This window comes from Caulobacter sp. X (genome assembly GCF_002742635.1).
Classification (GTDB): domain Bacteria; phylum Pseudomonadota; class Alphaproteobacteria; order Caulobacterales; family Caulobacteraceae; genus Caulobacter.
Genome location: NZ_PEGF01000001.1, coordinates 1,599,998 through 1,613,753 on the forward strand (window position 1 = coordinate 1,599,998; position 13,756 = coordinate 1,613,753).

The window sequence follows — 13,756 nt, forward strand, 5'->3', positions numbered from 1 at the left end:
CAGCGCCCGGACCGCAAAGATTTGCAGCGCCAGGTCCAGACTTTTGGAGCCTGACGCAGCGGTCAGGCGACCCGAATGGGCAGCCGGGCCTCGACTCCGCCCGGCAGGAACACCAGTTCGGGCTTGCCGCCCAGGTCGCCAGCCACGCCGCGTTCCAGAAGCCGCGCGCCAAAGCCGCGATGGGTCGGGACGCTGACCTCGGGCCCGCCCCGCTCGCGCCAGCGGACCACGGCGTGCTTGTCGTCCTCCAGCGCCCACTCGACGCTGACCTGGCCGCCCGGCGACGACAGGGCGCCGTACTTGGCCGCATTGGTCCCCAGCTCGTGGGCCGCCAGGGCCAGGGCCAGGGCCGCGCCGGGCTCGACCCGCAGGGAGGGCCCCTTGATGGTGATGCGGTCGGGATCGCGATCATCCGCGAAGGGCCTCAAGGCCTCGCGCAGGATGTCGTCGATGACCGCGCCCGACCAGCTTTCGCTGGTCAGCACATTATGAGCCGCCGACATCGCCATCAGCCGCTCGATGAACTGGTCGCGGGCTCGGGGCGACACGTCCTCCGAGCGCAGGGTCTGGCGGGCGATCGACTGGATCGAGGTCAGGGTGTTCTTGACCCGGTGGTTCAGCTCGTTGATCAGCAGCTGCTGATGGGCCTGGGCCGTCTTGATCTCGGTGAGGTCCATGGCCATGCCGACATAGCCCAGGAAGACGCCGCTGGCGTCGATGCGCGGCTTGGCGTTGACCAGCATCCAGCGCCAGCCTTCGGGGTGACGCCGGAAGCGGGCCTCGAAGCTGTAGGGGTCCGGCCCCTTCCGCGCCGCCTCGCGTCGCACCAGGATCTGGGCGACGTCGTCGGGATGGATCAGCCCGATCCAGGCGTGGCCCATCAGGTCGCCGCGCTCCACGTTGGCCAGCTCGGCGAAGGCGGCGTTGACGAACTCGACCTCGCCGGAGGGCTCGGTCATCCAGATCGGTGCGGGCGCGGCGTCGGCCAGGGTGCGGAACAGGGCCTCGCTCTCGCGCAGCTTGTCGGCTGCCGCCTTCTGCTCGGTGATGTCGGTGTGGACCCCCACCCACTCGCGGATCTCGCCGGTGTCCTCGAACAGCGGAACGGCGCGGATGCGGCAGTCGCGCCAGACGCCGTCATGCCGCCGCACCCGGTGCTCGAACTCGAAGGTGCGCTTTTCGGCCACCGCCTCCAGCCAGGCCCCGAGGGTGGGCTGAACATCGTCGGGATGCACGGCCTTGGTCCAGCCAAAACCCTGGTACTCATCCAAGGTCTGGCCGGTCAGCGCCGCCCAGGCCGGCTGCTCGCCTTCCATCTGGCCGCGCGCGTTGTTGGTCCACAGCACGCCCTGCACCGCCTCGATCGCCGCGCGGAAGCGCGCCTCGCTGGCGACCACGCGGGTCACCGCCTCGGTGGTCAGGATCGGCTGCGGTCTTTCGAGGTCCGACAAGCTGGTCTCGCAGTGGCTTCCGGCGCGCGGCCATGGGTTGGCGAACCGCCCCCCAAGCGCGCCGCTTCAACACACAACTCCCACGATCGAAAGGCAACCGGGAAGGTTGAGGGCCGCTAACTCTAGTGGAGGACTTGCGCCACCAGGCTGGGGTCGGTCCAGCCGCCGCTGTCGATCAGCCGCTTGACCGCGTCGCGCTCGGTCTTCAGCCGCAGCAGGGTCTGGAAGTCGCTGTCGTCGACGAGATCGGCCTTGGCGTCGTCCACCGCCCGCTCCAGCGCCGTCAGCCGCAGCAGGAGGTCGAAGGCCTGCGACCACAGTCCGCGGATCGCGTCCTCCGGGCTCTGGGCGGCGCTCTGGGCGGCGTCCAGCGCCTTGACGTGGGCGGCCGAGCGCTCCAGCGCCGCCAGGGTCTGGTCGTCATAGCCGGCCGAGGCCAGGCGCCCGCGCACCATGTTCGCCTCGACGTGGTCGGCGTCCATGCGCAGGTTCACCAGCTCCTGGGCGATGGCGTCCAGCCGCTGGTCGCCGAAGCCCTGGTTCATCAGCACCTCGATCCGGTCGTCGACCACCTTGGGATCGCGGATGGCGGCGATCAGCAGGGCGGCGGAGAACGGACGCGGGGCCTGCTGCAGGGCGGCGGCGGCCTGGCGGCCCTCGGCGGTGGAGCCCTCCAGCCGGCCCTTGCCGCCGCGCCGGGGCGTGTTGTCCCAGCGGGCTCGGGCCATGGTGCGGCCCGCCTCGCTAGGCGTCTGGGCCTGGCGGCGCGCGGCGCGCATCTCGTCCAGACGGTCGAGCAGCTCTTCCTTATAGGCGTGGGCCAGGTCCTTGTCGGCGATGGTCGCCGCCAGGGTGCGCAGCCGGACCTTCAGGTTCGTGCGCTGCTCGGGCGTGTCGAACGGCTCGAGGTCGCGCTCGCGCTCGAACAGGGCCTCGACAAAGGGCTTGGTGTCGGCGAGCTGAGCCTTCAGCGCCGCCGGCCCCTGCTCGCGCAGCACGTCGTCCGGGTCCTTGCCGCCGACGGGCATGGAGAACAGGAACGAGCGGCCGGGCTTGAGCAGCGGCAAGGCGCGGTCGATGGCGCGGTCGGCGGCGCGGCGGCCGGCCTTGTCGCCGTCGAAGCAGAGGGTCGGGGTCGGATGCAGGCGCCAGAGGCCCTCCATCTGCTCCTCGGTCAGGGCCGTGCCCATGGCCGCCACGGCCGGGACGCCGGCGCGCTGGCAGGCGATGACGTCCATATAGCCCTCGACAACGACCATCGGCGGCTTCTCGCCCGCGCTCTGGCCGGCGTGCAGGATCTTGCGGGCCTCGAACAGGCCGTACAGCACCCGCCCCTTGTGGAAGAGGCTGGTCTCAGGGCCGTTCAGGTACTTGGCGCGGGCGGCGGGATCCATCGCCCGGCCGCCGAACGAGACGACCTTCCCCCGACTGTCGGTGATCGGAAAGATGATCCGGTCGCGGAAGCGGTCATAGGGCTGGCCGCCGTCTTCCGGCGAGATCAGCACGCCGGCGTCGACCAGGTCGCCCGGCTTGGCGCCCTTGGCGATCAGATAGTCCTTGAGGCCCGTGCGGTTGTTGGGCGCGAAGCCGATGCGGAAGCGACTCCACTCCTTCTCGGGCAGGCCGCGCCTTTCCAGATAGGCGCGGGCGGCCTGGCCGACCGGACGGCGCAGCTCGCTCTCGAACCAAGCGGCGGCCAGCTCCATCCAGTCGCCGAGGGACGAGCGCTTCTGCTCCTCGCGCGCGGCGCGGGGGTCGACCTCGGGCAGGCTCATGCCCGCCTCGGCCGCCAGGCGCTCGACCGCCTCGGCGAAGGTCAGCCGCTCGGTCTCCTGCAGGAAGCTGATGATGTCGCCGTGCTTGCCGCTGGAGAAGCAGTGATAGAAGCCCTTCTCGTCGTTGACGAAGAACGACGGGCTCTTCTCCTTGGTGAACGGCGACAGCCCCGCATACTCGCGCCCCTGCCGCCGCAGCTTCACCGTCTTGCCGACAACGTCGGACGGGCGAAGGCGGGACTTCAGTTCTTCGAGGAAGCGGTCGTCGAAACGCATTGAGGGTGAGCGGTACTTCGCGGGCTTGAACCCGACACCTTATCTGGCGGGCCGCTTCGCCAGAACCGGACGCAGCGGCCTCGTCCCAAGCCATACCGCGAGTCCCCACAGGTTACCCACAGATTAACCGATCAAGCGCGGCATTAGGAACAGCCGTTCGCGCCCGCCCGTTCTTTCCGGCGAGACGCACCCGTCAGTTGGGTCGCGCCCGCTTGTCCAGAACGCCAGGGAGAAGACCCATGCCGCAACGGTGGAACGATCGCGAGGGCCGCTTCGACGTCGAGCCCGACTTCGACCAGGACCGGGGCTATGGTTATGACGCCAGCCGCCGCCGGGACCCGGCCTATGACAACAGTTATCGCAGCGAGAGCGGATACCGCACCGATGACGGCTATCGCACCGACAAGCGCCGGGGCGGCAGCCAGTTCCTGCGCGCGGCCCAGCAAGGCGGCGACGTCGGCTATGGCCGAATGAACTCCGGCGCGGACTATGGCGCTGGCGCAAGCGGCTATCGCCAGCCGGGCGACTGGGGCCGGGTCGGCGGCCACGACTTCGGCGGCGCCACCGGCGACTACGGCTCCAGCGGCTATTCCAGCCGCACCGCCGACTATGGCGACGAGCGCTATTTCGAACACCGCGACCCGCGCCGCGAGCGCGACGGCGCCTATGGCGACTACAACCCCTACCGCTCGCTCAGCCCGCGCGACCGCGCGCGTCCGCAAGAGGAAGAGCGCACCTGGTTCGATCGGGCCCGCGACGAAGTCTCCTCATGGATGGGCGATCGCGACGCATCGCAGCGTCGCCAGGCGGACGGCGAGCATCGCGGGCGTGGGCCCAAGGGCTACCGCCGCTCGGACGAGCGCATCCGCGAGGATGTCAGCGACCGCCTCACCGACGACGCCTGGCTGGACGCGCAAGGGATCGAGGTGATGGTGCAGGATTCCGAAGTGACCCTGACGGGCTCGGTCCGTTCGCGCGAGGACAAGAAGCGCGCCGAGGCCATCGCCGAGACGGTGTCGGGCGTCGACCACGTGCAGAACAACCTGCGCGTCGATCGGGGGACGGGGACGACCTCGACCGCTACGACCGTGCCGACCTCGTCGGATCCGCTGGGGTAAGGCCAGAACCACAAATCCTCCCCCCTAGTGGGGGAGGATTTGATTACGTCTTGGCAGCTTCGTTTCACGTTCGAAACGATAGCCCATAATCCGCATGCGGAGGCCAACTTGGCCTCGACAAGCTCGTATTAACGCCACAAACATCCCGGCTTCTCGTCGCGGGAGCACGCCCGCGCGCCGCATTGGGGTGTTTCGTGAAAGCGCTGTTCTTCTCCGTCTCCGTCCTGTCCCTAGCCGCGACCGCCGCGCTGGCGCAGGTTCCTAGCCCCATCGGCTCGCAGCCCTGGCCGGAGTCGGCCGCGCCGACCGCGCCGATCCCCGCGCCGCAAGACATCCCCTACGTGGGCGCGCTGAAGCTGGCCGTCGACGCCACCGACCTCGATCGCAAGATCTGGAACGTCACCACGACCATCCCGGTCAGCAAGGCCGGCGACTTCGTGTTCCTGTATCCGCAGTGGGTCCCGGGCGGCCACTCGCCGCGCAACGATCTCGACAAGCTGGCGGGCCTGGTGGTCACCGCCAACGGCAAGCGCATCCCGTGGGTCCGCGACGTCGTCAGCGTCCACGCCTTCCACGTCAACGTGCCAGAGGGGGTCAGCGAGATCCAGGTCAGCTACCAGTTCCTGACCGCCGTCGAGGCCAAGGTCGGCCGCACCGAGGTCACCCCCGAAATGCTGAACCTGCAGTGGCTGCAGGTCACCCTGTATCCGGCCGGCTACTACACCCGGAAGATCCCGATCGAGGCCAGCGTCAAGCTGCCGGAAGGCTGGAAGCTGGCCACGGCGCTGGAGACCGCCAAGACCGAAGGCCAAGTCACGACCTTCAAGACGACCACGGTCGAGACCCTGGTCGACAGCCCGATCTTCGCCGGCAAGTACTTCAAGTCGATCGACCTTGATCCCACCGGCCCCGCGCCCGTGCGCCTGAACCTGGTCGCCGACAGCCCGGAACTGCTGGAGGCCAAGCCCGAGCAGATCCAGATCCACAAGGACCTCGTGCAGCAGGCCTACAAGCTGTACGGCGCGCACCACTACGATCACTACGACTTCCTGGTCGCCCTGTCGGACAAGATCGGCGGCATCGGCCTGGAGCACCACCGCTCCTCCGAAAACCGCGTCACGCCGAAGTACTTCACGGAGTGGGACAAGAGCTTCGTCGGCCGCGACCTCTTGAGCCACGAATACACCCACTCGTGGAACGGCAAGTTCCGACGCGCCGCCGACCTGTGGACCCCGAACCTGAACGTGCCGATGCGCGACAGCATGATGTGGGTCTACGAGGGCCAGACCCAGTACTGGGGCAACGTCCTGGCCGCCCGCTCGGGCCTGATGACCAAGCAGCAGGTCATGGACTCGTTCGCCGCCACGGCCGCCACCTATGACAACCGTCGCGGCCGCGACTGGCGTCCGGTGCAGGACACCACCAACGACCCGATCATTGCCAACCGCAAGCCGCTGTCGTGGCTGTCGTGGCAGCGCAGCGAGGACTACTATTCCGAAGGCCTGCTGGTCTGGCTCGACGCCGACACCCTGATCCGCGAGAAGACCGGCGGCAAGAAGTCGCTGGACGACTTCGCCAAGGCCTTCTTCGGCGTCGACAACGGCTCCTACGTGCCGCGCACCTATACGTTCGAAGACGTGGTCAGCACGCTGAACGGCGTCTACGCCTATGATTGGGCGACCTTCCTCAAGGCCCGCATCCAGGAGGTCCAGGAGAAGGGCCCGTTGGATGGCCTGGAGCGCGGCGGCTACAAGCTGGTTTACACGGCCACGCCGACCGAGTTCACGAAGACGGCCGAGAGCCGCGCCAAGAGCACGGGCCTCAGCTATTCGCTGGGCCTGTCGGTCGGCTCGGACGGCGTGATCAGCGACGTCCAGTGGGGCGGCCCGGCGTTCAAGGCCGGCCTGACCCAGGGCGTGACGGTCGTGGCCGTCAACGGCGAGGCCTTCGACGGCGACAAGCTGAAGGCCGCGGTCACCGCCGCCATGAAGCCCGAGAACCCGCTGGTCGAGCTGCTGATCAAGGACGGCTCGCGCTACAAGAGCGTCAAGATCGACTACCGCGGCGGTCTGCGCTATCCGCGCCTGGAGAAGATCGCCGGCGCGCCCACGCGCCTCGACGACATCCTGACGCCGCGCAAATAGGCTGCGAACGTCTCGCAGCCTGCGACGAAATGGGGAAGGGCGGGAAGCCGGCGATTATGCCATTTTCCCGCCTGTTCATTCCCTCTGAACGCGTACCAAAAGGGCCCGCCACCCCCCTCTCCCAACGGCGGGCCCTTTTTCGCGTCTGGCCTCCCCGACAATCGGCGACCTTGGCGCGCGGCCTCGCGAGCGGCTATCTGTCGATCCTGATGGATCAAGCTCCCGCCATACCGGACCCGCCGGAACTTCAACGCGTCACCACCCAGTACGTGATCAACGAGGATCGCATCCGCCTGTCCGGCGAGACCGCCAAGGGCGACACGCTGGTCCTGTGGCTGACCCAGCGCATGCTGGGCGTGCTGATCCCTCGTCTGGTCGGCTGGCTGGAGCAGCAAGGCGGCGACGCGCTGCTGCAGGAGTTCGCCCAGCAGGCCGCCGAGGCCGCTCTCGGCGCCGAACCGCCCGTCGCCGCGCAGACCCACGGCGGCTGCGTGACCAGCATCGACATCGCGACGGGACCGGACGGCGTGGTCCTGGTCTTCAAGCCCGAGGGCGATGAGCAAGGCGCCCGCCTGGCCCTGACGACCGACGCCTTGCGGCAATGGCTGGCCATCGTCCGCTCGCAGTACCTGATCGGCGAATGGCCGACAGCGGTCTGGCCCGCCTGGATGGACGAAACCCAACTGGCGCCGCCGCAAGCCGGGGGCTTCGCCCTGCACTAGCCGCCGGATCATGAGACCGGTACCATTTCCGGCTTGAGTGGTCAGACAACTGCCCCCATAGTGCCGCGCGAAGGCGGCCCAAGAGCCGCCGCGCCATTCGCGTAGCCCCGGGGAAACGTCCAGATGACCACCGCCATCACCCGCCGCCTGTTCGGCGCGAGCCTCGCCGCCCTCTCGGCCGCCGCCCTGCCCGCGCTCGCCAACGCCGCCGACAAGGCGCCGAAGACGTCCGGCGGCAAGCCGCTCTACAAGGACCCCACCCAGCCGATCGACGCCCGCGTGCAGGACCTCCTGGGCCGCATGACGCTGGAGGAAAAGGCCGCCCAGCTGATCGGCGTCTGGCTGACCAAGTCCAAGATCCAGACCCCGGACGGTGAATTCTCGGCCGAGGAAGCCAGTAAGAACTTCCCCAATGGCCTGGGCCAGATCTCGCGTCCTTCCGACCGCAAGGGCGCGAAGCCCGTGACGGTGATCGGCGCCGCGGCCGGCGCCGACGACGGCGCGGTCAACCGCAACGCCAAGGAGACCGCCCGCTACACCAACGCCGCCCAGAAGTGGGCGGTCGAGAAGACCCGCCTGGGCATCCCGCTGCTGATGCACGACGAGGCTCTGCACGGCTATGTCGCCCGCGACGCGACCAGCTTTCCGCAGGCCATCGCTCTGGCCTCGACCTTCGACACCGAGCTGACCGAGAAGATCTTCGCCGTCGCCGCCCGCGAGATGCGCGCGCGGGGCTCGAACCTGGCGCTCGCCCCGGTCGTCGACGTGGCCCGCGACCCGCGCTGGGGCCGCATCGAGGAGACCTACGGCGAAGACCCGCACGTCTGCGCCGAGATCGGCCTGGCCGCCATTCGCGGCTTCCAGGGCGCGACCCTGCCCCTGGCCAAGGACAAGGTCTTCGTCACCCTCAAGCACATGACCGGCCATGGCCAGCCCGAGAACGGCACCAATGTCGGCCCGGCCCAGATCGCCGAGCGCACCCTGCGCGAGAATTTCTTCCCGCCGTTCGAACGCGCGGTGAAGGAGCTGCCGGTCCGCGCGGTCATGCCCTCGTACAACGAGATCGACGGCGTGCCCTCGCACGCCAATCGCTGGCTGCTGACCAAGGTCCTGCGCGAGGAGTGGGGCTACAAGGGCTCGGTCCAGAGCGACTACTTCGCCATCAAGGAGATGATCAGCCGTCACAAGCTGACCAACGACCTGGGCGAAACCGCCGTGCGCGCCCTGCACGCCGGCGTGGATGTCGAGCTGCCCGACGGCGAGGCCTACGCCCTGATCCCCGAGCTGGTGAAGGCCGGCCGCATCCCGCAGTTCGAGGTCGACGCCGCCGTGGCGCGCGTCCTGACCATGAAGTTCGAGGGCGGCCTGTTCGAGAACCCCTATTGCGACGAGAAGACCGCCGACGCCAAGACCGCCGCGCCGGACGCCATCGCCCTGGCCCGCGAGGCCGCCCGCAAGGCCGTGGTGCTGCTGAAGAACGACAAGGGCGTGCTGCCCCTCGATGGCAAGAAGATCAAGCGCCTGGCGCTTCTCGGAACGCACGCCAAGGACACGCCGATCGGCGGCTACTCGGACGTTCCGCGCCACGTGGTGTCGATCCATGAAGGCCTGGCCGCCGAGGCCAAAGCGCAAGGCTTCGCCCTCGACTACGCCGAGGCCGTGCGCATCACCGAGCAGCGCATCTGGGCGCAGGATCAGGTCAACTTCACCGATCCGGCCGTCAACGCCAAACTCATCGCGGAAGCCGTCGAGGTCGCCAAGAAGGCCGACGTGGTCGTCATGGTGCTGGGCGATAACGAACAGACCAGCCGCGAGGCCTGGGCCGACAACCACCTGGGCGACCGCGAGAGCCTGGACCTGGTCGGCCAGCAGAACGACCTGGCCAAGGCGATCTTCGACCTGGGCAAGCCGACCGTGGTGTTCCTGCTGAACGGTCGTCCGCTGTCGATCAACCTCTTGGCCGAGCGCGCCGACGCCATCATCGAGGGCTGGTACCTCGGCCAGGAGACCGGCGCCGCCGCCGCCGACGTGCTGTTCGGCCGCGCCAATCCGGGCGGCAAGCTGCCGGTCAGCATCGCCCGCAACGTCGGCCAGCTGCCGATCTACTACAACCGCAAGCCCACCGCGCGTCGCGGCTATCTGGGCGGCGACGTCACCCCGCTCTACCCGTTCGGCTTCGGCCTCTCGTACACGACCTTCGACATCTCGGCCCCGCGCCTGGCCAAGGCCAGGATCGGCCAGGGCGAGAGCGTCAAGGTCGAGGTCGACGTGACCAACACGGGCAAGGTCGCCGGGGACGAAGTCGTCCAGCTCTACATCCACGACGAGGAGGCCTCCGTCACCCGTCCGGTGCTGGAGCTGAAGCACTTCAAGCGCGTCACCCTGGCCCCCGGCGCCAAGACCACGGTGACCTTCGAGATCAAGCCGTCGGACCTGTGGTTCTGGAACCTCGACATGCAGCGCGTCGTCGAGCCCGGCGACTTCTCGATCCTGGTCGGCCCGAACTCGGTCGATCTGAAGAAGGCGACGCTGACGGTGGCGTGAGGGCGCTGACGAAGTTGCTCCCCCGCGCCGCGGGGGAGCTGTCGCGGAGCGACTGAGGGGGCGAGCGCCGCATCCGCCCAGCTTGCCCCCTCCGGCCCTCTGGGCCACCTCCCCCGCGACGCGGGGGAGGAACTATCGCCCCCCTTAAGTAACAATCGAAAGCCAAGTTTGATCGCGTCGGGGTTCAGTCCCGGGCCCGGACGGCCCATGTTCCGGCCATGGCTGTTCCCCCTCCTCTCTTCACGGATGAAGAGATCGACCTCCTCGTCGAGACCTTCTACGCCCGCATCCGTCGCCACCACCGCCTGGGCCCGATCTTCGAGAGCGCGATCGGCGAGGACGGCTGGCCCCAGCACCTCTCGACACTGAAGGACTTCTGGTCGTCGGTGCTGAACACGACCGGCCGCTACAAGGGCCAGCCGATGGTGGTCCACCAGTCCGTCGAGGGGATCACCGAGGGGCTGTTCACGCCGTGGCTGGGCCTCTTCCACCAGACCTGCGCCGACCTGTTCGACGCCCCGCGCGCCGCCGTCGTCGGCCAGAAGGCCGAGCGCATCGCCAAGAGCCTGAAGCTAAGCCTCTTCTTCCGTCCCGACGCCCCCGCCCCCAGCCTGCCCAAGGCGGTTCCGCCGCGGGCGCGGGCGGACAAGTCGGACGCGACGGCGTGAGCGCGCGCGACGCGCTGGCCGCCGACGGCTTCGTCCGCTTCGAAGGCCCCGAGACGCTGGCGCTGCTGGGCGCCGAGGCGGAGGCCAGCTGGAAAGCGTTCGCCGACAGCTGGAACGACCTCCCCCTGGACGGCTTCATGGCCGACGGCGGCCGCTATCGCCGGCGGCGGTTCGCGGCCTTCGCGGTCTCGCTCGACGCCATCGTCCGCAAGCCGCACCAGCCGCACTGGCAGAGCCGCGACTACAACCCGCTGAACGGCGGCGTGCAGCGCTGGTTCGAGCCGGTGACCGAGGCGATCGCCGACCATCCGGTGACGCGCGGCGTGATCGCGGCGGGCCTTGAGCTCTTCCAGCCGCTGACCGCCGATCCGCCCGAGGCGTGGCATGTCGAGCTGCACCAGTTTCGCATCGAGGCCCGCGCCGACATGGCCGGCCTGCCGACGCCCGAGGGCGCGCACCGCGACGGCGTCGACTGGGTGATCGTCATGCTGGTCGACCGCCGCAACGTCGACAGCGGCGTCACCGACATCTACGCGCCGGACGGAACGAGCCTGGGCTCGTTCACCCTGACCGCGCCCGGCGACATGGTCTGCGTCGACGACCACCGGGTGCTGCACGGCGTCACCGCGATCCGCCCGCTGAATCCGGCCCTGCCCGCGATCCGCGACGTGCTGGTCGCCACGTTCCGCCGCCCGGACGAAAGAGACGAGTAAGCTTCGCTGTAACGGCGCGGCGACATTCGGACATCTCGCCGACACCCGGGCGATGGAAAAGCGTCCAAACAAGCACGAGCCCCACCTTCGCGCTTGATATTGCAATTCGTTCTCAAGTAAGGACGAGCCTCCATCGCCAAGGTTCCTCGAACGCCCGTGAAGTCCGCCGCCGACCAGCACCGCCGCTCCTTCTGGCTGAAGCAGCTGCACCAGTGGCACTGGATCAGCGCGGCCGTGTCGCTGATCGGCATGCTGGCCTTCGCGATCACGGGGATCACCCTGAACCACGCCGGCCAGATCGAGGCCCAGCCCAAGGTCGTCAGCCGCAAGGCGACCCTGCCGCCCGACCTGATGGCCGTGCTGGCCAAGGGCCCGGAAGAGGGCAAGCGCCCCCTGCCCGTTCAGCTTGAGCCCTTCCTCGACAAGGCCGTCGGCGCCGATGTCGCCGGCCGCGAGGGCGAGTGGTCGCCCGAAGAGGTCTATGTCGCCCTGGCCCGCCCGGGCGGCGACGCCTGGCTATCGATTGACCGCGAGACCGGCGCCATCGAGCACGAGAAAACGACGCGCGGCGTCGTCTCCCTGCTCAACGACCTGCACAAGGGCCGCAATTCCGGCAAGGCCTGGAGCTGGTTCATCGACATCTTCGCCGCCGCCTGCGTGATCTTCACGGTCACCGGCCTGATCCTGCTGCAGTTCCACGCCCGCGCGCGGCCAATGACCTGGCCCCTGGTGGGCCTGGGCCTGGCCGCGCCGGTCATCCTCGTCATCCTGTTCGTCCACCTTTGAGGCAGACACCGTGAAGTCCAAGCTTTCGCTGCTCACCTTTGCCGGCGCCGCCGCGGCCGGCGTCCCCGCCCTCGCCGCCGACCTCAACGTCACGGTCGAGATCCCGCGCCTGTCGGTCGCCGAGTACCACAAGCCCTACGTCTCGATCTGGATCGAGAACCCGGCCGACGCCAGCGCCGCCGGCACCCTGGCCGTCTGGTACGACGCCGACAACAAGGAAGACCACGGCGCCAAGTGGCTGAAGGACATGCGCCAGTGGTGGCGCAAGGCCGGCCGCGAGATGAGCTTCCCCGCCGACGGCGTCAGCGGCGCGACCCGCGCGCCCGGCCCGCAAAAGCTGGTCTTCGCCGGCGCCAAGGGCGCCCTGAAGGACCTCAAGCCTGGCCAGTACAACCTAGTGGTCGAGGCCGCCCGCGAAGTCGGCGGCCACGAGGCCGTCCGCGTGCCCTTCACTTGGGGCAAGCCCGGCAAGCCCGCCACCGCCAAGGGTTCCGCCGAACTCGGCGCCGTCACCGTCTCCGTGAAGTGAGAAAAGCCATGACCTTCAAGAAGCGCCTTCTCGCCGTCGCCGCTGTCAGCGTGGCCCTGGCCCTGCCGATGTCGGCCTCGGCCCACCGAGGCTGGCTGCTGCCGGCCTTCACCACCCTGTCGGGCGACAACGCCTGGGTGACGGTCGATGCGGCCATCTCCAACGAGCTCTTCTATCCCGACCACCGGGCCATGCGTCCCGACGGGATCCAGGTGCTGGGTCCGGACGGCGCGGCCGACAAGATCCAGAACGCCTCGACCGGCCAGTACCGCTCGACCTTCGACGTCCAGCTGACCAAGCCGGGCACGTACAAGATCTTCACGGCCAGCAACTCGGTCATGGCCAGCTGGACCGAGAACGGCGAGGTCAAGCGCTTCCGCGGTTCGGCCGAGGACTTCGCCAAGCAGGTCCCGGCCGGCGCCGCCGACCTCAAGACCATCAAGATGGCCAGCCGCAACGAGACCTTCGTCACCCGCGACAAGCCCTCGACCGGCGCCCTGGCGCCGACCGGCAAGGGCCTGGAGCTGGTCCCGGTGACCAACCCGACCGACGTGGTGGCCACCGAGCCCGCGACCTTCAAGTTCGTGCTGGACGGCAAGCCGGCCGCCGACCTGGAAGTCACTTTCATCCCCGGCGGCGCCCGCTGGCGCGCCACGCCCGGCGAGATCAAGGTCAAGACCGGCGCCGACGGCGCGGTGAAGTTCACCCTGCCGGAAGCGGGCATGTACTGGGTCAACGCCACGGTCCGCTCGGGCGAGACCGGCCGCGGTCCTGGCGGCGGCGAAGGCGGCCCGCCGCGTCCGGCTGGCGCCCAGGGCGGCCCCGGCGGCGCTCCGGGCGGCATGCCCGGCATGGGCGGCGCTCCGCAAGGCCCCGCCACGCCGCTCGCCGGCAACGGCATGAGCGCCAGCTACACCGCCGTCATCGAAGCCCAGCGGCCGTAAGGTCTGCTCTCCTCCCTCGCGCGGCGAGGGAGGTGGCGCGGCGCGGAGACGCGCCGTGACGGAGGGGGCGCTCCCCCCACGTTGAC

General features: G+C 69.2%; 9 protein-coding genes and 2 pseudogenes. 9 read left to right on the plus strand and 2 right to left on the minus strand.

Features of this window, described 5'->3' with window-relative positions:
- Positions 1 to 62: 62 nt before the first annotated feature.
- Both CSW60_RS07410 and dnaG read right to left on the minus strand, forming a co-directional pair.
- Positions 63 to 1,415 (minus strand): annotated as a pseudogene (locus tag CSW60_RS07410) (PAS domain S-box protein); the annotation flags it as partial.
- 158 nt (positions 1,416 to 1,573) lie between these two features.
- Positions 1,574 to 3,502, minus strand: a complete 1,929-nt coding sequence (gene dnaG / locus CSW60_RS07415) for a DNA primase (protein ID WP_099536616.1) — start codon at positions 3,500 to 3,502, stop codon at positions 1,574 to 1,576.
- Positions 3,503 to 3,741: 239 nt separating this feature from the next.
- Here dnaG and CSW60_RS24300 point away from each other — a divergent pair, with 239 nt between their 5' ends.
- From CSW60_RS24300 to CSW60_RS07465, 9 genes and pseudogenes are all read left to right on the plus strand, one after another.
- Positions 3,742 to 4,620 carry a BON domain-containing protein gene (locus CSW60_RS24300; protein ID WP_099536618.1) on the plus strand — a complete coding sequence of 293 codons (879 nt, stop codon included), beginning with the start codon at positions 3,742 to 3,744 and terminating at the stop codon, positions 4,618 to 4,620.
- Positions 4,621 to 4,802: 182 nt separating this feature from the next.
- Positions 4,803 to 6,764 carry a M61 family metallopeptidase gene (locus CSW60_RS07425; RefSeq protein WP_099536620.1) on the plus strand — a complete coding sequence of 654 codons (1,962 nt, stop codon included), beginning with the start codon at positions 4,803 to 4,805 and terminating at the stop codon, positions 6,762 to 6,764.
- 170 nt (positions 6,765 to 6,934) lie between these two features.
- On the plus strand, positions 6,935 to 7,486 hold the full coding sequence (locus tag CSW60_RS07430) for a hypothetical protein (protein ID WP_236634233.1): 552 nt from the start codon (positions 6,935 to 6,937) through the stop codon (positions 7,484 to 7,486).
- Between the two features lie 123 nt (positions 7,487 to 7,609).
- Complete coding sequence (locus CSW60_RS07435; RefSeq protein ID WP_099536622.1) at positions 7,610 to 10,030, plus strand: glycoside hydrolase family 3 N-terminal domain-containing protein; 2,421 nt, start codon at positions 7,610 to 7,612, stop codon at positions 10,028 to 10,030.
- A gap of 218 nt (positions 10,031 to 10,248) precedes the next feature.
- Positions 10,249 to 10,635: pseudogene (locus CSW60_RS07445) on the plus strand (group III truncated hemoglobin); the annotation flags it as partial.
- Positions 10,636 to 10,694: 59 nt separating this feature from the next.
- Complete coding sequence (locus tag CSW60_RS07450) at positions 10,695 to 11,411, plus strand: 2OG-Fe dioxygenase family protein (RefSeq protein WP_099536625.1); 717 nt, start codon at positions 10,695 to 10,697, stop codon at positions 11,409 to 11,411.
- 156 nt (positions 11,412 to 11,567) lie between these two features.
- Entirely contained in the window at positions 11,568 to 12,197 is a 630-nt protein-coding gene (locus CSW60_RS07455) for a PepSY-associated TM helix domain-containing protein (protein ID WP_099536627.1), read from the plus strand.
- Between the two features lie 10 nt (positions 12,198 to 12,207).
- Positions 12,208 to 12,726, plus strand: a complete 519-nt coding sequence (locus CSW60_RS07460; protein WP_099536628.1) for a DUF2271 domain-containing protein — start codon at positions 12,208 to 12,210, stop codon at positions 12,724 to 12,726.
- Positions 12,723 to 13,670, plus strand: coding sequence for a DUF4198 domain-containing protein (locus tag CSW60_RS07465; RefSeq protein WP_099536630.1), 948 nt, complete (start codon positions 12,723 to 12,725; stop codon positions 13,668 to 13,670). The genes CSW60_RS07460 and CSW60_RS07465 overlap by 4 nt, the downstream gene beginning before the upstream one ends.
- Positions 13,671 to 13,756 lie beyond the last annotated feature (86 nt).

What these genes read in the sequence shown, in the direction of transcription:
- CSW60_RS07435 (WP_099536622.1), top strand. Translation starts at nt 7,610, where the DNA reads ATGACCACCGCCATCACCCGCCGCCTGTTCGGCGCGAGCCTCGCCGCC.
- CSW60_RS24300 (WP_099536618.1), top strand. Translation starts at nt 3,742, where the DNA reads ATGCCGCAACGGTGGAACGATCGCGAGGGCCGCTTCGACGTCGAGCCC.
- dnaG (WP_099536616.1), bottom strand. Translation starts at nt 3,502, where the DNA reads ATGCGTTTCGACGACCGCTTCCTCGAAGAACTGAAGTCCCGCCTTCGC.